At 54.3% G+C, this 22824-nt stretch carries 23 protein-coding genes; 8 read left to right on the top strand and 15 right to left on the bottom strand.

The features are described 5' to 3' along the window. Window positions 1-20: 20 nt before the first annotated feature. The 3 genes from JRC49_04310 to JRC49_04300 all read right to left on the bottom strand — a co-directional run bounded on the left by JRC49_04310 (window position 21) and on the right by JRC49_04300 (window position 2673). Window positions 21-1076: an ABC transporter substrate-binding protein gene (locus tag JRC49_04310; GenBank protein QTE72054.1), complete on the bottom strand. Its 1056-nt coding sequence runs from the start codon at window positions 1074-1076 to the stop codon at window positions 21-23. Window positions 1077-1125: 49 nt separating this feature from the next. Next, on the bottom strand, window positions 1126-1434 hold the full coding sequence (locus tag JRC49_04305) for a hypothetical protein (GenBank protein QTE72053.1): 309 nt from the start codon (window positions 1432-1434) through the stop codon (window positions 1126-1128). 294 nt (window positions 1435-1728) lie between these two features. Continuing rightward, entirely contained in the window at window positions 1729-2673 is a 945-nt protein-coding gene (locus JRC49_04300; protein ID QTE72052.1) for a LysR family transcriptional regulator, read from the bottom strand. 85 nt (window positions 2674-2758) lie between these two features. Here JRC49_04300 and JRC49_04295 point away from each other — a divergent pair, with 85 nt between their 5' ends. Then, a complete protein-coding gene (locus JRC49_04295) occupies window positions 2759-3196 on the top strand; it encodes an Rrf2 family transcriptional regulator (protein ID QTE72051.1) in 438 nt (145 codons plus the stop codon). A gap of 56 nt (window positions 3197-3252) precedes the next feature. Here JRC49_04295 and JRC49_04290 read toward each other — a convergent pair whose 3' ends face one another. From JRC49_04290 to JRC49_04260, 7 genes are all read right to left on the bottom strand, one after another. After that, a complete protein-coding gene (locus JRC49_04290; protein QTE72050.1) occupies window positions 3253-4164 on the bottom strand; it encodes a cysteine synthase family protein in 912 nt (303 codons plus the stop codon). Window positions 4165-4166: 2 nt separating this feature from the next. Next, window positions 4167-5324, bottom strand: coding sequence for an aminotransferase class V-fold PLP-dependent enzyme (locus tag JRC49_04285; protein ID QTE72049.1), 1158 nt, complete (start codon window positions 5322-5324; stop codon window positions 4167-4169). A 28-nt stretch (window positions 5325-5352) separates the two neighbouring features. Beyond that, window positions 5353-5808, bottom strand: coding sequence for an S-ribosylhomocysteine lyase (locus JRC49_04280; protein ID QTE72048.1), 456 nt, complete (start codon window positions 5806-5808; stop codon window positions 5353-5355). A 48-nt stretch (window positions 5809-5856) separates the two neighbouring features. Further along, window positions 5857-6792 carry a class I SAM-dependent methyltransferase gene (locus tag JRC49_04275; protein ID QTE72047.1) on the bottom strand — a complete coding sequence of 312 codons (936 nt, stop codon included), beginning with the start codon at window positions 6790-6792 and terminating at the stop codon, window positions 5857-5859. 257 nt (window positions 6793-7049) lie between these two features. Then, window positions 7050-7979 carry a cysteine synthase A gene (cysK, locus tag JRC49_04270; protein ID QTE72046.1) on the bottom strand — a complete coding sequence of 310 codons (930 nt, stop codon included), beginning with the start codon at window positions 7977-7979 and terminating at the stop codon, window positions 7050-7052. A 269-nt stretch (window positions 7980-8248) separates the two neighbouring features. After that, window positions 8249-9139: an AraC family transcriptional regulator gene (locus JRC49_04265; GenBank protein ID QTE72045.1), complete on the bottom strand. Its 891-nt coding sequence runs from the start codon at window positions 9137-9139 to the stop codon at window positions 8249-8251. Window positions 9140-9234: 95 nt separating this feature from the next. After that, window positions 9235-9747 (bottom strand): GNAT family N-acetyltransferase, encoded by a 513-nt coding sequence (locus tag JRC49_04260; GenBank protein QTE72044.1) that lies wholly within the window; start codon window positions 9745-9747, stop codon window positions 9235-9237. Between the two features lie 215 nt (window positions 9748-9962). Here JRC49_04260 and JRC49_04255 point away from each other — a divergent pair, with 215 nt between their 5' ends. The 5 genes from JRC49_04255 (at window position 9963) to JRC49_04235 (ending at window position 15341) form a co-directional block, all read left to right on the top strand. Beyond that, the gene (locus JRC49_04255) at window positions 9963-10949 is read left to right on the top strand and encodes an ABC transporter substrate-binding protein (protein QTE72043.1); all 987 of its coding nucleotides are present in this window, start codon (window positions 9963-9965) and stop codon (window positions 10947-10949) included. A gap of 109 nt (window positions 10950-11058) precedes the next feature. After that, window positions 11059-12144 carry an ABC transporter ATP-binding protein gene (locus JRC49_04250; protein QTE72042.1) on the top strand — a complete coding sequence of 362 codons (1086 nt, stop codon included), beginning with the start codon at window positions 11059-11061 and terminating at the stop codon, window positions 12142-12144. After that, the gene (locus tag JRC49_04245) at window positions 12141-13868 is read left to right on the top strand and encodes an iron ABC transporter permease (protein QTE72041.1); all 1728 of its coding nucleotides are present in this window, start codon (window positions 12141-12143) and stop codon (window positions 13866-13868) included. The genes JRC49_04250 and JRC49_04245 overlap by 4 nt, the downstream gene beginning before the upstream one ends. A gap of 57 nt (window positions 13869-13925) precedes the next feature. Beyond that, window positions 13926-14984, top strand: coding sequence for an ABC transporter ATP-binding protein (locus tag JRC49_04240; GenBank protein QTE72789.1), 1059 nt, complete (start codon window positions 13926-13928; stop codon window positions 14982-14984). Between the two features lie 126 nt (window positions 14985-15110). Next, window positions 15111-15341: a hypothetical protein gene (locus JRC49_04235; protein QTE72040.1), complete on the top strand. Its 231-nt coding sequence runs from the start codon at window positions 15111-15113 to the stop codon at window positions 15339-15341. Here JRC49_04235 and JRC49_04230 read toward each other — a convergent pair. Next, the gene (locus JRC49_04230; GenBank protein QTE72039.1) at window positions 15305-15754 is read right to left on the bottom strand and encodes a VOC family protein; all 450 of its coding nucleotides are present in this window, start codon (window positions 15752-15754) and stop codon (window positions 15305-15307) included. The two genes, JRC49_04235 and JRC49_04230, sit on opposite strands and share 37 nt — an antisense overlap. Window positions 15755-15769: 15 nt before the next feature. After that, window positions 15770-16663 (bottom strand): ribokinase, encoded by an 894-nt coding sequence (locus JRC49_04225; GenBank protein ID QTE72788.1) that lies wholly within the window; start codon window positions 16661-16663, stop codon window positions 15770-15772. A 178-nt stretch (window positions 16664-16841) separates the two neighbouring features. Here JRC49_04225 and JRC49_04220 point away from each other — a divergent pair, with 178 nt between their 5' ends. Further along, window positions 16842-19007 (top strand): family 78 glycoside hydrolase catalytic domain, encoded by a 2166-nt coding sequence (locus tag JRC49_04220; GenBank protein ID QTE72038.1) that lies wholly within the window; start codon window positions 16842-16844, stop codon window positions 19005-19007. 31 nt (window positions 19008-19038) lie between these two features. On the opposite strand, the gene JRC49_04215 is transcribed toward JRC49_04220, so the two are convergent. From JRC49_04215 to JRC49_04205, 3 genes are read right to left on the bottom strand one after another with little or no spacing between them, the layout of a single operon-like run. Further along, a complete protein-coding gene (locus JRC49_04215; GenBank protein ID QTE72037.1) occupies window positions 19039-19671 on the bottom strand; it encodes a flavodoxin family protein in 633 nt (210 codons plus the stop codon). 22 nt (window positions 19672-19693) lie between these two features. Continuing rightward, window positions 19694-20446: an SDR family oxidoreductase gene (locus tag JRC49_04210; GenBank protein QTE72036.1), complete on the bottom strand. Its 753-nt coding sequence runs from the start codon at window positions 20444-20446 to the stop codon at window positions 19694-19696. Between the two features lie 16 nt (window positions 20447-20462). Continuing rightward, a complete protein-coding gene (locus JRC49_04205; GenBank protein QTE72035.1) occupies window positions 20463-21641 on the bottom strand; it encodes an iron-containing alcohol dehydrogenase in 1179 nt (392 codons plus the stop codon). 190 nt (window positions 21642-21831) lie between these two features. Here JRC49_04205 and JRC49_04200 point away from each other — a divergent pair, with 190 nt between their 5' ends. Then, window positions 21832-22818 (top strand): histidinol-phosphate aminotransferase family protein, encoded by a 987-nt coding sequence (locus JRC49_04200; protein QTE72034.1) that lies wholly within the window; start codon window positions 21832-21834, stop codon window positions 22816-22818. Window positions 22819-22824: the final 6 nt, after the last annotated feature.

Here is a 22824-nt window from a genome sequence, read left to right as displayed (position 1 = left end):
CGTCCCGTGAAATGAACGGATTACTCGTACAGATCAAAGTGCTCCTTCAGGGACTGGTAAACAGGATCGTCGGGGAACTCTGCCAGGATGCTGGCAAGAGCCTTGTCATAGACCGCCGTGTTGTAGAGGGGATCTATGTCATAGTCCTGAATGTAACCCAGTTCAACAATGGAAGCCTTGAGCGCGACCGTTCCCTGTTTGTCCGGATCGGGAACGGAAGTGCCGTATCCGCCGTAGACCTCAGTTCTGATATAGTCTTCATCAATGTCGATGTATTGCTTGATATCCCGGATGGATTCATCCTGATGGTCCTGAGAGAACTTGTAAGCCTTGATCAGGGCACGCTCGAACGCGTTATAGGCGTTGGGGTAATCCGCCAGCGCTGCGGTCGGCGCGACCTGACGGCAGCAGGGCTGGTTCTTCAGGGCCTCCTCCTCGGAGCAGCGATACACAATTTCATATCCCAGGCCCTTGGCCAGTGAGGCGTAGGGAGAATAAACGGAAGCTGCGTCGATAGAGCCGTTCTGCAGGGCGTTGAAGGCATCCTTCTGGCTGTCGAAGTAGATGATGTGCACCTGGCCTTCGCCCTCGCCGATTTCAATGCCGGCGTTTTTCAGGAGGATCTGCAGTTCAGCGTCCTGGACACTGTTTTTGACGGAAGCCACATTGCGGTCTTTCAAGATGGAAACATCCCAGTCTTCCAGGCCCTCCGTATATTCGGGCTTGATCACATATCCGTGGCCGTTTGTCATTGCGCCGCCGAAGATGGAAAGATCCTGGCCCTGGCTCTGGAAGGAGAGGATCGGAACGGAACCGATGAACGCGACATCCAGTTTGCCGGAGATCAGGCCGGTGGCCAGTTCGGACGCACTGGAGAACTGCGTCAGGGTAACGTTCAGGCCTTCTTCCTCAAAGTAGCCCTCCTCTTTGGCGATGAAGCCGAGCAGGTGAGCGGTGGAGTTCAGGTAGCCCAGGCCGAAATCAGCCTTTTCAACAGCGGCGTTTTCCGCACCGGCCGGAACGGCCAGCGTAAGCACCAGCGCCAGAAGCGCGGCAATTGCAACAATCTTTTTCATGGAAAATCATCCTTTCAATCTTTTTCAGTCTGCCTGTAAGCCGGTGTGATCAGGTTCCGCAGCAGTCAGGAATATTATCCGGAAGGCTCTTTTCATGGCTTTCCTCCTGACAGCAGCTTTCTGTTTCCCGGTTTTCCTGGCTGCAACAGTCGGGAGCGTTTTCCGAAGTGTTTTCCTTCGCCGCTTCCGGAATGCAGCAGTCCGGAGTTTTTTCTGAAACAGTCTCTTTCACGGCTTCCTGCTGACAGCAGCTGTTCGTTCCTTCCCGGCCGCAGCAATCACCGGGTTCTGCACTCCGGATGCTTCCGGCAAAGAAGAGGAAGATGAAGCTGAGAACGAGACTAAGGAATTGAATCAATCGAGTGCCCTCCAAACCGTAAAATGAGTATAAAAAATGGAAGTCTTACACATACTTCCAGCGTTCCGCTTATCTGAACCTTTTTGTTGAGCTGTCACATTCGGGACGTGCAACATCGGCCGATCCGGGAAACGCTGAACCGCATCGTACATAAACACATGCCCATTCGTGTGCCAGTCTGCTTCAGTGACATGCCCCGTTCCTCCCTTCAAAAGTATGACCGTATTGTACATGACGTTCACACATTTGTCTAATATCATATAGGAATAATAGGTAATAGCCTCCGGCTATAACTCACTTGTGCTGCTTTTCACTCTGTGACTTGTTTTCCAAGTATTTGCGAAGCTTTTCAATATACAGCTGACCCATCCGGCTCAGGATCATGTTTTCCTTTACGATAAACCCGATTTCCATTCTGCTTCCGGCCGGATCTCCGTCTGTTTCAAAGGGGACAGCGATATGATCGGAACCGTTCAGCTCCTCGCAGATGATGCCGGAACAGAGCGTATACCCGTTCAGTCCGACCATGAGATTCAGCATTGTTGCCCGGTCGTTGACTTTGATTGTCCGGGGATACTCGTTGGTGCTCAGAATTTCCTCCGCGTAGTAGAAGGAGCCATTTGCTCCCTGCTCAAAGGAAAGGCACGGATAATCCACGAGATCTCCGAACCGGATGGATTTCCTGCCGGCAAGCGGGTGGCCTTTCCATAAATAGACATAAGCATTGCAGTCGATCAGATGATGAAACTCCAGACTGTTGGTCCGCAGGATTTTCTGGATAGCCTTTCGGTTGAAATCACTCAGGTAGAGGATACCGATTTCGCTTCTTCCGGTGGAGACATCATCAATGACCTCACTGGTTTTTGTTTCCCGGATCGCGAATTCATATTCTTCCGTATCGAATTCCTTCACCATTTCCACAAAGCTTTTGACTGCGAAGGAATAATGCTGTGCGGAGATGCCGAATTTCTTTTTCAGCTTTCCGTCCTTGCCGTATTTCTCCAGCAGGCGCTCATATTGCTGTGCCACCTGTTTCGCATAATGGACAAATTCAACGCCGTCATTCGTCAGGGATACGCCCCGGCCGCCGCGGTTGAAGATGGTAATGCCCAGGTCCTTCTCCAGCTCCCGGACGGAATTGGTCAGCGTCGGCTGTGAAAGGTACAGCAGATCCGCAGCCTTGTTGTAAGAACCGGCTTCCGAGATGGCGATCACATATTTCAGTTGCTGTATTGTCATCTGTTTCTCCTTGCTTTTGCTTCCACTATTGAATTCCTACAAAATAGATGGTAATATGGGGTTATAAGATTGTGAGGTAATGACGATGAAGATTTCCACAAAAGGCCGTTATGCACTTCGTTTTCTTCTTGACCTTGCAGAGCACCAGCAGGCAGGATATATTTCCCTGAATGAAATTGCGAAGCGCCAGAACATTTCCAAAAAGTACCTGGAACAGATTATTCCGATCTTCAACAAGACGGATATTCTCAGGGCGAATCGCGGATCCCAGGGCGGATATATGCTGGCCAAGTCACCGGACAAGTATACCGTCGGTGATATCCTGCGCTGCACGGAGGGATCGCTGGCACCTGTGGATTGTGCTGACCAGGATCCTGTTGAGTGTGAACGCAGCGCATACTGTGTGATACTTCCGGTCTGGCAGGGACTGTCCAGGGTCATCAATGAATATCTCGACAGTATCACCCTGCAGGATATCCTGGACCGGCAGCGTGACCGGTACGCAAACGACTATGTAATCTGAATTGTTATACCGCGGGAAGTAAACGGCGCGTCTGAATCATCAGGCGCGCCTGATTTTTATGCATACAGGTTTTTGCTGAAATAGCGGTCGCCCCTGTCGGGAAAGATGACCACGATATTGCCCCGGGCTCCTGAGTCAATGAGCTTCTTCGCCGCGCTCAGTGCAGCACCGGAGGAGGAGCCGCCGAAGATGCCCTCTTTTCTGGCCAGTTCCCGGGCACCGGTAAAGGCATCATTATCATCCACCTTGACCACTTTATCCACGAGGGACATATCCATGGTATCAGCGACGAAATCATTGCCGATCCCTTCGATGTTATAATCCCCGTGCTCTCCGCCGCCCATGGTGGAACCGACCGGGTCGGCCAGGATCCCTTTGATGGCCGGATTCTGCTCCTTCAGATAGCGAACGACGCCGGAATAAGTGCCGCCGCTGCCGGCACCGGCCACCAGGTAGTCAATTTTTCCCTCCAGGTCACGCCAGATTTCCGGACCGGTTGTTTCATAATGTGCTTTGGGGTTGGCAAGGTTTTTGAACTGCCGCAGGGTTACGGCGCCGGGAATGGAGGCGCGCAGTTCCTCTGCCTTTGCTTCCGCACCGAGCATTCCTTCCTCCCGGGGGGTATTGATGATTTCCGCACCCAGTGCGCGCATGAGGGTCTGTTTTTCCACGGAGAACTTGGTCGGCACGACAAAGATGACCCGGTAGCCCCGGTTCAGCGCCGCAAAAGCGATTCCGAGGCCGGTGTTTCCGGCGGTGCCTTCGACAATGGTTCCGCCGGGCTTCAGCAGGCCTTTTTCCTCGGCATCCTCAAGCATGGACCTGCCGATCCGGTCTTTGACACTGCCGCCCGGATTATACAGTTCCAGTTTCGCAAACAGATTGACCCCTTCAGGCAGGTTCAGGTGGGAAAGCTTCACGATCGGCGTATTGCCGATCAGATCCTGGGTTGATTCAAAATAGCTCATTTTTACTCCTCGCTTTCCGCAATGGCCTGCTCAAGGTCTGCAAGCAGGTCCTCAATATCCTCAATACCGATGGACAGGCGAATCAGTCCGTCCGTAATGCCGACCCGGTCCCGCACTTCCTTCGGGATGGAGGCATGGGTCATACTTGCGGGATGGCAGACAAGGCTTTCCACACCGCCGAGGCTTTCGGCCAGGGCAATGAGTTTCAGCGCTTTAAAGAATTTACGGATGTTATGACGTTCATTCAGTTCGAAGGAAATCATTGCACCGCCGTTTTTAGCCTGCCGTTTATTGATTTCATACCCCTGCGCGTCTGGCAGTCCCGGATAATAAACTTTTTTCACTGCTTTGTGATTCTTGAGGAACGCCGCGGCTTTTTCCGCATTCTCCACATGACGGTCCAGCCGGACACCCAGCGTCTTGATGCCGCGGATCAGCAGGAAAGAATCGAAGGGCCCGAGTACGCCGCCTGTGGCATTCTGGATAAAGGCGAGGCGCTCAGCCAGAGCGGCGTCATTCACTACCACCAGGCCTGCCACAAGATCACTGTGCCCGCCGAGGTATTTTGTGGCGCTGTGAACGACGATGTCCACACCCAGCCGAATCGGCTGCTGGAGATAAGGCGTCATGAAGGTATTGTCCACGATGGACAGGATTCCGTGATTTTTCGCGATCTTTGCCACGGCGCCCAGGTCGGTGACAGTCAGGAGAGGATTGGCCGGGCTTTCCACGAGGATTGCTTTGACATCCGGCGAAATGCTTTTTTCCAGCAGCGCCAGATCTGAGGTATCGACAATCTCGTAACTGAGGTTGAAGTTTTTGAACACCTTATCCAGCACGCGGAAAGTTCCGCCGTAAACGTTGGATGAAATGATCACTTTATCACCGGTTTTAAACAGCGTCAGGACGGCTGTGATTGCCGCCATGCCGGAGCCGAAGGCAAAACCCGCCGTTCCGCCTTCCAGCTCTGCAATCAGCGCTTCCAGCGCGGCGCGGGTCGGATTGCCTGTGCGGGAATATTCCCAGCCGGTGTTTTCTCCCAGGCCATGCTGTTCATAGGTGGAAGTCTGATAAATGGGCGTATTGACCGCCCCGGTTACCTTGTCTCCGTAAATACCGCCGTGGATCAGCGCGGTGCCTGTTTTTTTGTAGTGAGCCATAATCCTTTTCCTCCCTGTTGTGTATGATTCAGTACGCAAGTTTTTCCGTGTTCCAATTTTCCAGGACAGCAAGCATGTCCGCCGCTGTCCGCCGTGCTCCAGCCAGATCGTGCTCCAGCCAGTTTCCACATTCCTGACGCTTTGCGCCGGGAATTTCGCCCTCAAACTCCGAGATAAAGCTGAATGACTGCCTGACAAGATCGATGGCATCCCGGCTGCTGACCGTATCCCGAAGCAACAGGTAGAAACCTGTGCGGCATCCCATGGGACCGACATAAACCACACTGTCTTTGTAAGCACTGTTCCGCGCGTAAGTGGCGAACAGATGTTCAAAGGTGTGAAGCTCGGCATAGCCGAGGTAATCCCCGCCATTGGGCTTTTTCATCCGGATATCATAGGTGACAACGTCACCGTCCACGCGGGATATATACATTCCTTTTTCCAGCAGGTCATGATTGACCGAAAAACTGGCGATCCTGTCCATGATTGTCTCTCCTTTACGTAATCATCCTGTTTCTCCGATAAGGGAGAATCAGATATACAGATAATAGCTTTCGTTGAAGCGGTCTCCCTTTTTCGCCAGGATAAAGTGGATGTTTTCATAAGCCTTCTGGCCATCGGACCGGCCGTCGAAGAAACGCTTCTGGATTTTCTCCGGTGAATTATGCTCATCCAGCAGGAAACCATGCCGTTCCAACGCTTCCGAAACCTCTGACAGCGCATAGCCATGCTGCATTTCCTCACCGAGGGAACGGGTGATTTCCGACAGGCGGTGCACCCGTTCTGCCGTATCCGGGGAGAAGGTGGTGTCATCCGGGAAATCAAAAACGAGTTTGCTGCCAAAGGAAGAGATAGCGCCGATCCGCTCCAGGGTTTCTTCAAAGACCGGCAGCGTCAGGTAGTAAGTGACGCCGAGAATCGCGAAGAAAGACGGCGCAGCGGGATCATATCCGGCTTTTTTCAGTTCTGCGGCCATATCGTCCTTTGCGAAATCCACAGCAACATAGTGGACATTGGACGGAATATTCCATTCCAGCTGCCGGATTTTCTCAAGCTTGTAGCGCTGGGTATCGGGATGGTCGATTTCAAAAACCTGGATATTGGGATTGTCATTCCGGAAGGCAAAGGTATCCATGCCGGCTCCGCAGATCACGTACTGGCATTTTCCCCGCTGCCAGGTGAACCGGGTGAGCTCCCGCTCGGCAAAGGCGGCGCGGGAGAGCGGAATAGGGGAGATATACCGGTTCAGTTTGTCGCGGATTCTTTTTCCGCTGAAGGTATAGGCCAGATCAAACCGGTTTTTGTCGTATTCATGCTCGATCAGCTGGCCGATTTCATCATATTCTTCCTTGCCCATCAGGTCATAGGCAAGATAATCATCAAAAATCTTATTCTTCTCATGGTTGGAATGGTAAGCGCGGGCGAAAGAGCAAAGCTTCGCTGTGATGCTTTCCATATCATCGATCATAAAACCACCTCTTTATACAGTCTCAAAATACAGAAATCCCGCCGTGTTCTTTTTCCGCAGGAGTGCGAAACGGAACAGGCGGGATTCAGTGGGGGTGATTGCTTATGCTTTATCTGCCGCCTGTGCCTTTATGACAACACAGACAGCGACACATGCCCGCGGAAGCAGCAAAACCGGCGGGGCGACGGATGATCGCTCCGGTATCCAGGCTGTTCAGGGGGCGTGCGGCAAATTTCATCATTTTATTCCTCTTCTGATTAATCGGAGAACATGGGAGTGGACAGATAGCGCTCACCGGTATCCGGCAGCAGGGCAACGATGATTTTGCCCTTGTTTTCCGGACGCTTTGCCAGTTCAGTTGCGGCCCAGACCGCGGCGCCGGAAGAGATACCGACCAGCAGGCCTTCCTTCCTGGCCAGGGTTCTGCCGGTTTCAAAAGCATCCTCGTTTTCTACCGTGATGATTTCATCATAGACTCCGGTATCGAGGGTGTCCGGTACAAAGCCTGCGCCGATTCCCTGAATCTTGTGCGGTCCGGAGGCTCCCTTGGAAAGCACCGGCGAACCTGCGGGCTCAACCGCGACAACTTTGACATTGGGATTCTGTTCCTTCAGGTACTGGCCGACACCGGAAATGGTACCGCCCGTACCGATTCCTGCGACGAAGATATCGACCTTGCCGTCTGTATCTTCCCAGATTTCCGGACCGGTTGTATCATAGTGCGCCTTCGGGTTGGCGATGTTTGTAAACTGGCTGGGGATGAAGCTGTGCGGTGTTTCGGCTGCGATTTCGTGGGCTTTTTCAATTGCGCCCTTCATTCCCTTGGCACCCTCTGTCAGCACAAGCTCGGCACCGTATGCCTTCAGAAGATTGCGGCGCTCAATGCTCATGGTTTCAGGCATGGTCAGGATAATCCGGTAACCGCGGGCCGACGCGACAGCAGCCAGGCCAATGCCGGTGTTCCCGCTGGTGGGCTCAATGATAACGGAATCGGGCTTAAGAATCCCCTTGGTTTCCGCATCGTCGATCATTGCTTTCGCAATCCGGTCTTTTACGCTGCCGGCGGGATTGAAGTATTCCAGCTTTCCGTAGACCGTTGCGCCGAGTGAATTCAGCCGGTTATAGTTCGTAAGCTTTAAAAGCGGGGTTCCCCCGATCAGGTCGGTAATTCTGTCGTAGGTATTCATGATGTTTATACTCCTCTCAATCTGCTGCATTTCAGTGCTTCATATGGCCTGCCTGCCGGGTCAACATCGCTTACTGAGGAGGAATTTCATTTCACTTCATCTCCAAATCACAGATAACCTATCTGATTTATAGGCAATATTATAGCACGCATTTATTTTCCTGTCAACACCGGAAATCAGATTCTTTGATCCTGTACACTGAAAATGCAGAAGATAACCTGAAAGAAGAAACAGGGCGCCGCAGCGCCCTGCCTAAAAGGAATTATATGTTACTTTTTCTTTACCGGGATCCACAGCTCACAGAAGAGGCCGGGCCTGCCTTTTTCATAATAGATTTCATAATCAGTTTCTTCGGAGGATTCATAGCCCATCTGGGGCAGGAATTCCTTGTAGAATTTTGACCAGGTTTCGGTGATGCAGTCTCCGTCCTCTCCGATGCAGTCAAAGACCACATAGGTTCCCGGCTTCACATCCCAGAGGCTATATCCCGCTTTTTCCATTTCCGCAAGGTCAAACGGAGCCGTCTCCTTGTCGAGCAGGACGCCGATTCCATACTCAAACGTATCCTTGCCTTCTTTTGTCGGGGTGCAGAGGCCGTACAGGTCCCGTTTGCCATCCGGACGCAGGCCGCACATCGGGCCGATCAGGTTCTTCTGATTGCATTCTTCCCAGAAATCAGCAACATCGTGGTTGTCATCGTCATTGATGATCTCAATCGGGAAACTCCGAACCATGGCAATAAACTTCTGCTGCTCTGTCTGAACGATTCTGTAGTCCATACTTTTACCGCCTTCCACTGTCAATTTGATTGTCAGAGGGTTGAAAAGTACGAGCTTTGCGGATTTCTGCCTGGCAAAACTGGGAGCTATTCCATGGAACCTTGCAAAGGCTTTGGTGAAGCTTTCCGGCGTTTCGTATCCGTATTTCAGTGCAATGTCTGTGATGGAAGCATTGGTTTCAACGATTTCACGAGCTGCCAGGGACAACCTGCGGTTACGGATATACGCGTTGGCAGTGATTCCAGTCAGGAAGCTGAAAGCCCTATGAAACTCATAACACGAAGTGTGCACATGCTTCGCCACGTCTTCATAGTTGATTTCTTCCAGCAGATGCTCTTCCATGTAAGTGATTGCCTGCTGCATTGCCGCGATCCACTCCATACGTTTCCCTCCTGTCGAGACATACTATACAGGCAATCTGAAAAGCTGACATTTCCGGGTTTGCGAAGATTTGTCAGGTCACTTTCCGCCGGGGTTCAGGATCTTTTCCAGAGGCTCCGGAATACCTCCCGCTGTTCCCCCTGGTAGTCGCTGACGCCTTCAAACACCGGCTCGAATCCGCATTTTTTCAGGACGTGCTTTGAGGCGATATTGTCACTGAGGCAGATTCCATACACATTATCAATACCGATCAATTCAACAATGACGGGCAGGAAAGCGTTGACAGCTTCTGTGGCATAACCGTTGCCGGTATACTGCTTCGCGATGTGATAGCCGATTTCCCAGATCCCGTCTCCGACGGGGGCCATCTGGACATATCCGATGTTTTTAACGCCGACTATTGTCAGGACCGGGTATACCAGGGGGCCGTCAGTCCGGCCATACTGCCCCATGAGGAATTCAATGGTTTCACGGGCTTCCTCAACAGTTTCAAACACTTCATCCGGAACGAATCTCCGGTTGTCTTCGTCAAGGGAGTTTTCATGGACAGCCTGTGCCATGTCCGGGGTGAATTCGGTAATGATCAGTCTTTCCGTTTCAATTCTCATATGTATGCCGCCTTATTAATCTGATTAATGGTTCTGTATGATTCTAACACAGATTACAGAATCCTGAAAAGAAATGCCGGACATGATAATCATCAAACCTGGAAAATATTGTAAATAATCCGGTCAAATACAATCAGATTGTCCATTGACAAAAAGAAACTGCGTTTGCATAATATGGTTATAAAAAAGCCAAAATTGAAAGGGAGGACTCTCACATGAAGAAAATCGTCGCTCTACTGCTTGCCCTGACTGTGCTTGCTATGGCTTCCATGGCGATGGCAGAAGGAAAGGTTATGCTCTATTCTTCCATGCAGGAAGCGCAGCTGCAGGCCATTGAACAGGCATTTGAAGCCAAATATCCCGATGTGGATATGGAATACTATTATGCCGGCGGCGGTAAGCTGGTTACCAAGATGACCACTGAAGCCCAGGATAACGGCCAGATTGCCAGCGACCTCGTGTGGCTGGGCGACCCGTCCGACTATGAAGCTTTCAAGGCCAATGGCTGGCTGCAGCCCTACGTATCTCCTGAAACGGATCACATTGCCAAGGAATATATGGATCCCGATGGATACTACACCGCCGGCCGTCTTGTGACCATGGGCGTGGCCTGGAATATCGGCCTGGTGGATGAAGCGGATGCTCCCCAGACCTGGAATGATTTCCTGGATCCCAAGTGGCAGGGCCAGATTATCATGACCGACCCGTCTCAGGCTTCCACCACCAAGTACTGGATGGCTGCCATGATGCAGAATCCCAAGTACGGTGAAGATTACTTTAAAGCCTTGAAGGCCAACGGCGTGGAACTGGAGAGCGGCACTACCGCCACTCACAACCGCGTGGCTGATGCTTCCTACGAAGTGGGTATCTGCCTGGACTATGTGTCCGCAAACCTGATTGCTGAAGGTTCTCCCATGGCATTCCACTACACCACAGAAGACGTTATCACCATGACCAGCCCCATTGCTATGATCAAGGGCTGCGCAAACGAGGATAACGCCAAACTGCTGATGGACTTTATCCTTTCCAAGGAAGGACAGGAAGTGCTGGTAGCCAACAACCTGGTTTCTGTCCGTGACGACGTGGAGATGCAAGTGGATACTTCCGCTATTGCCGCCATTAACATGGAAGTTGATTACAACGACCTGGGAGCAAACCTGCAGACTTACCTGGACAACTTCAACAAGATCTTCGATAAGTAATCCTTCTGTTTCCTCTGGGCATGCGCGTCCGTTCACCGGGGAGCATGCCCGCTTTTTTCTATCGAAAAAAGCAGCAAAGGGGAAAGAAAGAACACAAGGAGAATGATAGATGGCAAACGTCAAATTTGACAATATCACTTTCCGCTACGGCACGAACACGGTACTGGAAAACTTTTCACTGGAAGTGGAAAGCGGAACAATCGTGTGCTTGGTAGGACCGTCCGGATGCGGTAAAACAACACTGGTGCGTGCCCTGTTGGGATTGAACAAACCGGAAACGGGCTCGATCACCGTGGGCGACCGGGTGCTGTTTGACGCGAAGAAACGCGTGAATGTGCCGGCGGAAAAACGAAATATCGGCATTGTGTTCCAGGACTACGCCGTGTGGCCCCACATGACGGTACTGGAAAACGTAAGCTATCCCCTGAAAAAGCAGCGCAGGCCCAAGGATGAAATCCGCCAGCGGGCCATGAAAGCATTGGAACAGGTGCATATGACGGAATACGCCAATCACTTGCCGAACCAGCTTTCAGGCGGACAGCAGCAACGCGTGGCAATCGCCCGTGCCCTTGTCATTGACAGTGACTTGCTGGTTATGGATGAACCCATTACCAACCTGGACGCCAAGCTGCGGGAAGAAATGCTGCTGGAAATCCGGATGATCCAGAAGAGGCTGAATGCTACGATCCTGTATATCACCCACGATCAACAGTCCGCGCTGCAGCTGTGCGACAAGATGGCGATTATGGAGCAGGACGGCACCCTCTGTCAGTACGGAACAGACGAGGAGATCATCTTGCGTCCGGCCAACCGTTTCACCTTTGAGTTCATCGGTGTTTCCAATTTCCTGCCCCTGGAGAAGGAGGGAGACAGCCTGTTCCTGAACTGTGGCGAAAAGATTCCCTATCCCCTGGAGGTACCTGAAGAGGCAGCGAACGGCGGATACGAAATCGGCGTACGGCCTAACGATATCGTCTTTGATTCTCAGTCACCGCTGAAGGCCAAAGTGGATTCCAGGGTGTTCCTGGGCAGTGAATATAACTACTTCCTTTCCCTGGGACAGAAACAGATCCGTGTGCAGCAGTCCATGCTGGACGCCCGGACAACGGGCGTGGCCAATGAAGGGGAAACCGTGGGAATCCGGTTCCTGAACACCCGCTGCTATCCCGCAAAGAAAGGAGGCGCATCCGCATGAGACGCTACGGCAGTCATGTCAGCGCAGAGCTGGCAGCCGTGGACGGACGGAAACGGCTGAACATGGATAAGGTCATGACGGTGGTCTGCTTTATCCTGCTGCTCATCATCGTGGTGATTCCCATTGTGATGATTATCTACAACGCCTTTTTCAACGAGGGAAAGCCGGAAATCGACATGTTCGTGGAACAGGTGACGGACGGCAAGAACCTGGAGGCTATGTGGAACACCCTGAAGATCGCTGTGTTCGCGACCATCCTGGGAACCATTATGGGTGTGTTCTATGCCTGGCTCCTTGGCCGAAGCGATATTCCGGCCAAGGGCCTGATGCGGGCGCTGTTCAACATTCCGTACATGTTCCCGCCGTTTTTGGGAGCCATGGCCTGGGACATGATGTTCAACGGCCGCTCCGGCTACATCAACAAATGGCTCAGGGACCTGTTCCATCTGAGCGGTATGCCCATCAACATCAACTCCGTCTGGGGTATCGTGTTTGTTGAAGTCAGTTACTATTTCCCCTTTGTGTTCATGCAGGTGGTATCTGCACTGGAACGCATGGATCCCACGCTGGAGGAATCCGCGCGCATTGCCGGCGCGAAGCAGCGCCAGGTGATCTGGAAGATCACCCTGCCGTTGGTGAAACCCGCTATTTCCGCCGGCGCATTGCTGATCCTGACCACCTCCCTGGCCCATTTTGGCGTACCTTCCATCCTGGGCTATGCCAAGGGCATATATACCCTGCCGACCCGGATTTACGCCGTGATCTACAACTCCGGCGGATCCTTTGACGGTATCCGCCAGGGCGCGGCGCTCTCTGTCATGCTGGTGGTGGTTGTAGCCATTGCCCTGATCCTGCAGAACAAGATCCTATCCTCGGGCAACTACGACATCATCAAGGGTAAATCCATGCGCCCCACGCTGATCAAGCTGCGTGGCGCGAAGGTTCCCCTGTTCCTGCTGGCAATCCTGACACTGATCCTGATCGTGATCGTGCCGCTGGTGATGATTGTGCTGGTTTCCTTCCTAAAAGCCTACGGTTTGCCGATTGCCTTCGAGAACTTTACGTTCGCGCAGTACGTCAAGGTGTTCACGGCCAACGGTACCATTGCCGCTATCCGGAACTCCCTGTTCGTTTCCATCACGGCCGGTATCATCTGTATGTTCCTGGGTACGCTGGTGGCCTATGTGGTGCAGAAGATCAGGCCCAAGGGAAAAGGTATCCTGGAGGTCACCTCCATGCTGCCCTACGCCATTCCCGGCACGGTGCTGTCCATCGGTGTGATCCTGGCCTGGAGCGGACGCATCGCAGGCATCAACCTGTACAACACTATCTGGATTATCCTGGTGGCTTACCTGGCACGGTATCTGAGCTTCAGCATGAAGACCTCATCGGCAGCCCTGCTGCAGGTGCACTCTTCCCTGGAAGAGGCGGCCCGCGTCTGCGGCGCCAGCCATACCGAGGGACTGGCGGATATTACCCTGCCCCTGATCCGCCCGGCCATGGTGAGCGGCTTCTTCCTGATTTTCCTGCCGGCCATGCGCGAGGTTACGACATCCATCCTGCTGTACGGCCCCTATACCCGCACGCTGGGCGTACAGATCTACTCCCTGCGCGACGCGGGCATGATTCCCCAGGCAGCTGCACTGGCAACGGTGGCGATTGGTATTATCATTATCCTGAATACCATCGTAACCAAGATTACCAAGGACAGGAAGGGGGTGTAATCCGTGGGAGATCAGATTATCCTGGATCATGTTACCAAAGTATTCACGACAAAAACGCTGGGCAATATCGTGGCTGTGGATGATTTCAACCTGCGGGTGCACGAAGGTGAATGCTTCTCCTTCCTGGGCCCCTCCGGCTGCGGCAAATCAACCACCCTGCGCATGATTGCCGGATTTGAGGATCTGACAGAAGGTGAGATCGAACTGTGCGGCAGGTTGGTATCTTCCAGCAAAAAGAATCTGTATGTTCCACCGGAAGAACGGGGACTAGGTATGGTATTCCAGGCCTTTGCGGTCTGGCCGCATATGAATGTTTTTGAGAACGTAGCCTTTCCACTGCGCATCCAGAAACTGAACAAGACGGATATCGTCCGCCGGGTGAATGAAGCGCTGCATCATACCAGCCTGACGGGGCTGGAAAAAGCTTGGCCGGGCGACCTGTCCGGCGGCCAGCAGCAGCGTATCGCCCTAGCCCGGGCGATTGTCACAAATCCCAAGGTTATGTTGCTGGATGAGCCCCTGTCGAATCTGGACCCCAAACTGCGGGAAACCATGCGCTTTGAAATCAAAGCCCTGCAGCGGAAGTTCAACTTCACCATTATCTTCGTAACCCACGACCAGTCTGAAGCCATGGCGATCTCGGACCGGATGATGGTGTGTGATATGGGTAAAATCATGCAGATTGATACTCCGGAAAACCTGTACAATAAACCCTGCAACCGATTCGTTCATAACTTCCTGGGTGAGAGTACCTTTATCAATGTGGTTATCCAGGACGGCAAGGCTTATCCTAAAGGCCATATGGATCAGCCCCTGAATCTTACCGTGCCTGCTGATGCGGCCGAGGAAATGGTGGTGGCCACTCGTCCCAATGAGATTGCCCTGACAGGTCCGGATGATGACGGTTTTGCGACCCATGTTGAAAAACGTATTTTCCTGACAGACCGCACGGAATACCTTGTGCCTGTGGGCGACCAGCTGCTGAAGGTACAGACACCCCATCGCGTTACCTTTGCCCAGGGCGAGGCATGCAGCGTCCATCTGGTGGAGCCTATGTGGTATCCGGCGGATGACGAAGCCGCGGAAAAGGAACGTGCCCGTAGACAGCTTGTGTAAAAAAACAGACAGACAATCAGAATGGCGGCCCCCGTGAAGGCGGGGGCCGCTGTGCTGTGCAATCCTTGTAAAGGCTGTGAAAAAATGATAGAATCCTCCTGCGCCATACGAAGGGAGATGATTACTATGGCCAGATTTGTTCCTAAGGACAAAATGAGCAAGAAAGCTCAGAAGGAACTCAACCGTCAGCGGCGTGTTACCTGGGAATTCAGCCCGGTCACGAAAACCGTGGACAGCAGGAAGATTTATTCACGTAAAAGGAAAGCTCAGAATCGTGGTGATTACGATCTGAGCTTTTTTTGTGCGTTTTTTGACTTGAGTTACTCCTTTGAACCGGAAAGACGTTTGTCCGCCTGAGCCTGGAGGGATTCCGGCGGCATCTCCATAATTTCGATCTGTGTACCGTCCGGATCATGGGTCCAGAACATCAGACACCGGGACAGGCCGCGGCGGATCTCCGAATCCAATGGCCCGCCCTTTGCCCGGACGGTTTCATAGGAACGCTGGATATCATGGGTCATCAGGCATAGATGGCAAAAGCCGATTGACTCCGAATCAGCTGCTGTTTCTTTCCGCCCGTTGGCGAACAGCTCCAGATACTGCCCGGGCGCCAGGAAAATATATACCGTAGCCAGGGAACCGTCTTCCCCGTGCATGCGGAAGGCTTCCGGCAGACCGAGCGTCTCCGTGTAATACCGGACGCTTTCCAGGATATCGCGGGTGCGGATCGCAATATGGGACAGGCCCTCTACCGCCTGTTTCTGACTCATTTTCGGCTCTCTCCTTTATCTGTTTTCGTTCAGTTCCTTTTTCCAGGGAATGGATTCCGCCGCGCCGGGACGGGTGACGGATATCGCCGCGGCCCGGCTGGCCCGCTTCATGCATTCCTGCAGGGGCAGGCCCTCCGCCAGCCCGGCCAGAAAATATCCCGTATAGGTATCGCCGGCGGCGGTGGTGTCCACTGCCCGGACGCTGACGGCGGCTTCCCGGTGGGTTTCAACTGTACCGTCTTTGACCCGCCAGGCCATGCTGCCCTCTTTTCCAAGGGTGAGCAGCAGCGACAGGCGGCCGTACTGCCGGTGAAGCGTTTCCCAGACCTTTTCCGGTTCCGTTTCCCCGGTAATCTGTTCCGCTTCAATTTCATTTACCAGCAGCCAGTCCAGCACCCCGAAGTCCACCCTGTCCAGCGCCCGGTTGTACGGCGAAGGATTCAGCACGATCTGCAGGCCCCGCGCGGAGGCAAGCTCCACGATCAGGGGAAGATCGTTGATTTCATTCTGCAGGACCAGCCAGTCTCCCCGGCTGAAGGAGCCGAGAACCCGGCGGATATGCTCTTCCGGTATACACCGGTTGGACCCGCCGTAAAGCAGGATGCAGTTTTCCCCCTCCGGACTGACCTGGATGACGGTATGCCCCTGGGCTTCCGGAACCGGAAGCAGGAACGCCGTATCCACCCCGTTTTCCTCCAGCAGGTCTTTCAGCACCGCGCCGTCCGCGCCGTAACAGCCGGCATGGCAGACCGCGGCGCCGGCCCGGGACAGGGCGACGGACTGGTTCAGGCCTTTTCCGCCGGCCTTGACCGCCCGGGACAGGGCGGACAGGGTTTCGCCGGGCTGCACAAAATGATCCACCTGATATACGTAGTCCAGGTTCAGGGAACCGAAGTTCAGGATTCTCATCTTTTTTCCTCTTCCCGCTTTCTTGCCGAAGCTCTTTCCATCATGATAAATCATTTCCCGGGCGTTTCGTCAAGTGTTTTCTGCGGGAAAAGGCCCCTTGACTTAGAGCTTGCTTTAACCTGTAAAATCATGGACAGAAGAAAATGAATATCCTATGCAGGACAACAGGGGGATCATTATGCTGATTCAGAACGCATCCTGGATTACCATGAAAGACGCGGCGTCCACCGTGGTGCCGGTGTTCCGCAGACGTTTTTCCTGCGGCCGGCCCATCTGCTCCGCAACGCTGGAAGTGACCTGTGACGGCGTCTATGAGGCTGTGCTGAACGGGAAACGGGTGGGGAACTTCATCCTGGCGCCCGGCTGGACGGAATACCGCAAGCGCCTGCAGGTCCAGGCCTATGATATCCGGGATCTGCTGGCGCGGGAAAACACGCTGGAGATCACCGTGGCCAACGGCTGGTACCGCCGGACAAACGCGCCCTGGACCGGGACGCACAATCCGGATGAGTTCCTTCCGGCCATGCTGATCGCCGCCCTGCGGGTGGTGACGGAGGACGGCGAGGAGACCGTTATCCTCACCGACGAGGCATGGGAGGTTTCCGAAAGTACCGTCACGCTCAGCGGCATCTTCATCGGCGAAGATGTTGATATGACCCGTGTGCCGGCGTTCCGCCCCGCGCAGGTCTGCGATTATCCGAAATCCATCCTGATTCCGCAGGAGGGGCCGGAGGTTCATGAGCAGGAGATTGTGTATCCCCGCTCCTCTTTCCGGACGCCGAAGGGAGAATGGGTCATTGACTTCGGCCAGAATCTGACCGGGTATATGGCCTTTGAGCTGGACGCCCGTGCCGGGGAAAAACTGTCTATATCCACGGCGGAGGTGCTGGACAGGGACGGCAATTTCTATACCGCCAATTACCGTTCCGCCCGCAGCCAGCTGCATTATATCTGCCGGGAAGGATACCAGAGCTATAAACCCCGGTTTACCTTCTTCGGCTTCCGGTATCTGCGGATTGATGAAGCCCCGGAAGGGTTTGACGCCGATCAGATCCATGCGGTGGTGCTTCACTCGGAAATGAAGCGTACCGGCTGGCTGGACAGCAGCGACCCGACGCTGAACCAGCTGTTCAGCAATATCCTCTGGAGCCAGAAGGGCAATTACCTGGATATCCCGACGGACTGTCCCCAGCGGGACGAACGGTACGGCTGGACAGGCGACAGCCAGATTTTCTGCCGGGCGGCCACCCTGCAGTATGACGTGCGGCAGTTCTTCCGCAAATGGCTGGCGGACGTGCGGGCCGCGCAGCATGAGAACGGGTGGGTGCCGGACGTGGTGCCCAGCCTGACGGCCTACAAGCCCGGCGGCAGCGCCTGGTCCGACGCGGTGACCATTATTCCCTGGCAGCTGTACCAGACCTACGGGGAGGTTTCCTTCCTGGCGGATATGTATAACGCCATGGAAAAATGGATTGCCTATATCCCCACGGTTTCCACCGCCAAAGACCTGTGTACCGGCGTCTGGACCTACGGCGACTGGCTGGCGCTGGACGCGCCGGAGGATTACCAGCCCAAGGATATGGAGGATTCCAAACGCGGCTACAGCGACGACGACCTGGTCTGCAGCGCGTTCTATGCCAACTCGGTGGCTATCGTCATCCGGACCGGCCGGCTGCTGGGGCGGGACGTGAGCGAATATGAGGAGCTGCATGAACAGATTGTCCGCGCATACCGGGAACGGTTCGGCGGCCGCCTGAACACCCAGACGGAAAAGGTGCTCACGTTGCATTTCAACCTGGCGGAGGATCCGCAGGCGCTCTCGGACAGCCTGGCGGAGCAGGTCAGGGACTGCGGCATGAAGCTGCAGACCGGCCTGGTCGGCACCCCGTACCTGCTGCATGAGCTGAGCCGGTACGGCCATGCGGATATCGCCTGGTCCCTGCTCCTGCGCAAGGAGTATCCCGGCTGGCTTTATCCCATCTCAAAGGGCGCCACGACCATGTGGGAACACTGGGACGGCATCAAGCCGGACGGTTCCTTCTGGTCGGATGATATGAACTCCTATAACCATTATGCCTACGGTTCCGTGGCCGACTGGGTGTTCGGGGTGGCCTGCGGCATCCAGCCGGCGGAGCCGGGGTATGCCCGGGCCCGGATCGCGCCGCAGCCGGATCCGCGGCTGAACAGCCTTTGCGCGGTGCTGGACACCGTGCACGGCCGGATCCGCTCCGCCTGGAAACATACGGAACAGGGGATCAGATACGAGATAGATACCCCGGTTCCGACGGAAATCATCCTGAACGGAAAGTCCAGAACGGTCGGAAAAGGACGCTACCTGTTCTGATCCCCTGCTGCTGAAAAAGCCTTTCTATTGTTTAACGGAAAAAGTTGGTCCAGACCCTTTGCTCCTCGGAACCGGGAACGAGCAGTTCCTGTTTTCCGAGGGCAATGCTTTTCATGAGGAAAACCATGTTGCGGGCCAGCACCCGCATCACCTGGCGGCCTTCCGCGTCCGCCTTGCCTTCGCCGGGTTCCCAGCCGTAGATGTTGTTCCAGTACTGGCTGGTGGCCACCGGCATATTGGCCAGCGTGAAGAACTTGTTCAGCTCGTCAAAGGTGGCGGTGCAGCCGGAACGCCGGGCGCTGACCACGCTGGCGCCGACCTTCAGGCTTTTGTCGAAGGAGGTGCTGTAGAACAGCCGTTGCAGCGCGGACATCAGGGTGCCGTTGGCGGAACCGAAGTACACCGGGGAACCGATGACCAGCCCGTCCGCGGCTTCGAACTTTTCGGCCAGCTTGTTGACAATATCGTCAAAGACGCATTTGTGGGTTTTCCGGCAGGATTCGCAGGCGATGCAGCCCCGGATGACCTGCTTGCCCAGCTGGATGTTTTCCACGCCGATGCCGTTCTCCCGGAACACCTGCTCCATCTCCTGAAAGGCCAGGGCGATATTGCCGTTCGTCCGCGGGCTTCCGTTGAGCATCAGCACATTCATTCTGCTTTCCATTCCGTTTTCTCCTCTGTCAGGCTTATTTTCCGTAAGGACTGTCGAATTCAGCCTCGGCTTTTTTCACCGCGTCTTCCAGCGTCATGCCGGCAAAGTGCTGGGCGCCGAGATGCCGGCCGGATTTGCCGTCGTTGACAAAGACGCCGGTTACAATGCCCGGGATGGCGCTTTCCGGCGCGTTCGGTGCCTGCGGTCCGCCCAGGTCCGTCCGGCACCAGCCGGGATCGGTCAGATTGATCAGGACGTCGGTGCCTTCAACCTTTGATCCCAGGTCGACGGTGATCTTATCCAGGGCTGCTTTACTGGCAGAATAGCCGGCCTGACAGACATCCAGGGCGATTCCGCTGGTGGTGTTCAGGATGCGGCCGGTTCCCCTGCTGATCATTCTGGGCAGGAAGTGATAACAGATTAATGCGGGAGCAATCGTATTTACACGGAAACTGATTTCATAGTCTTCCGCCGGTGTGGCACAGTAATCAGTCCGGTAAGCGATCTGGAGACCGGCGTTATTCAGCACAATGTCCACATCCACGCCGAGACCGTCGATTTCATCCAGCATCCTTCTGACAGCACTGAGGTCGTTGAGATCTGCGGCAACAGAATACGCGGAAACACCGCATGCCCGGACTTCATCCAGGATTTTTTCCGTATGGGCGAGATTCCGGCTGTGCAGGATCAGATTGCAACCCTGTTCCGCCATGAATCTGGCTGTCAGATAACCAATCCCACGGGCGGCTCCGGTTATCAGCGCCCACTTTCCTTTAACCTGATACACGTCTGTCTTCCTTTCATTATCTGCTGGCTTTGAAGATTTCCAGCATGTCTTTTTCATAAAGCAGCCGGGCGGAACCCATGGAGCCGCCTACACCCACGGCGCACTTATGAGCCATTTCGACCAGATCCTCGTCCGTAGCGTTGACACCGAGTTCACGCAGGTTGGTGGGCATATGAATCCGGCGGTAAAAGTCTTCCATGGCTTCAATACCCTTCAGCGCGATCTCCTCATCTGAACCGACAGGTTCGACGCCCATGACATTGACGGCAAACTGCTTAAACCGGGGCAGGCAGTTTCCGCAGACGTACCGGGCCCAGCTTCCCCAGATGGCAGCCAGTCCGGCACCGTGGGCCACGTCATACAGGCCGCCCAGCTCATGCTCCAGTTTATGTGTCATCCAGTCGCCGCCGTCATTGCCGCAGCCAGTGAGTCCGTTATGGGACAGGCTTCCGGCCCACATGACCTCAGCGCGGGCATCATAATTCTTCGGATCCTTAACAAGGATTTCCGCGTTCTTCATTACGGTGCGGATCAGACCTTCGGCCAGGGCGTCAGTGATTTCCATGTTTCCGCCGTTGGTGAAATAGCGTTCCATGGTGTGCATCATGATATCGGTGCAGCCACAGGCGGTCTGGTAGTCCGGAAGGGTCATGGTCAGTTCCGGGTTCATGATCGCAAATTTCGGACGGCAGTAATCGCTGCTGTAGCCGCGCTTGACCAGGCCTTCTTCCTTAGTGATGACAGAGGAGTCGCTCATTTCGCTGCCGGTGGCGGCGAGGGTCAGGATGACGCCCAGCGGCAGACAGGCTGTTGCTTTCCGCTTGTAATCATAGAAGTCCCAGACGTCCCCTTCGTTGGTGACACCGTAACCGATGGCTTTGGCAGAGTCGATGGTGCTTCCGCCGCCTACGGCCAGCAGGAAATCAACGCCTTCTTTTTTGCACAGGTCAATGCCTTCGTATACCAGAGAGAGGCGGGGATTCGGTACGGCACCGCCGAGCATGACATAGGGGATTCCGGCCGCGTCAAGCGAATCTGTTACTTTCTTCATCAGGCCTGAACGGATCACACTGCCGCCGCCGTAATGAATCAGGACCTTTTTTCCGCCAAATTCCTTAATCAGGGAAGCAACCTGTGTCTCCGTTTCTTTACCGAAGACTACTTTGGTGGGGGTGTAGTAGTTGAATCCAAACATCGTATTCCCTCCAGACTGTATATATGATCAATATGGTTCAGGATCTCACTGAAATCATGATAGAACTTAGAGTAAGCTTTAAGTCAAGGGTTTTCTGTCGCGGCAGATCAGTACGGCAAATTGACGTGCCTGTTTATCCATTGTAAAATACTGACATAATCCGATCATATACAATAAAGGGGGACGGGCAGTGAATCACGGAGGCAATGTGTGGGTCACTGAGAACCCGTCTGAATGGCTTGATTTTTCCGCAAACCTGAGGCCGGAAGGCCCGGCAGAATGGATTCCGGGAGTAATTCGGCAATCCCTTGACAATATACGATACTACCCGGATCCTGAAATGAAGCGGGCATGCAAGGGGATCGCTCTTTTTCTGGGCGTACCTGATGAATGTGTCCTGCCCGTTACCGGCGGAGCAGCGGCCATCGATCTGGTTGTACAGTTGACAGACGGCCGGGTTTTAACACAGCCTCCGACCTTCGGAGAATACACCGCGCGGGCAGCAATCCATGGGCGAAAGACGGCTGTGTGGGAGGGCGCCTGTGAACCGGGGGATACATTGATTGTGTGCAATCCCAATAACCCCACAGGCGAGATCCGGACAAAGGAAACACTGCTGGCGCTGCTGGCAGAAACGGAAGCGGGCGGCGGAAGCCTGGCTGTGGATGAAGCATTTATTGAATACTGTCCGGAATACAGCCTGCGCAGGGACCTGCGTCCGGGATTGATTATCCTGGGATCCTTTTCCAAGATTCTCGGTACTCCCGGCATACGTCTCGGCTATCTTTGCGCGGAACCGGAAACCATTGACAAATTCCGGCAGAAGATGCTTCCCTGGACACCGGACGCGGCGGCAACTGAAATCGCCGCAGTGCTTCCCGGACACAGGGAACAGATTGCGGCGGAGTGCGAGCTGAATCGGAAAAGAAGAAGCCTGTTCAGAGAACAGCTGGAGAAGCTTGGCGCGGAAGTTTATCCTTCGGAAGGAAATTTCCTGCTGGCTGATTTTCAACGGGACATGACGGCCGCGGCAGAGAAACTGAAGGAAAAGAAGATCCTGGTCCGCACCTGCGGATCCTTCGGACTGCCGGGAAGCTTCTGGAGGCTGGCGGTGAAAACAGAGGAAGACAACACACGGCTGATTGCCGGACTGGAGGAAATACTGCATGTACGGTAAATGCCT

The sequence above is a fragment of the Clostridiales bacterium FE2011 genome (assembly GCA_017569305.1).
Lineage (GTDB): Bacteria > Bacillota > Clostridia > Christensenellales > Aristaeellaceae > Aristaeella.
Note: the sequence above shows the minus strand (reverse complement) of the source record. Positions and strands in the feature narration are given on the sequence as shown.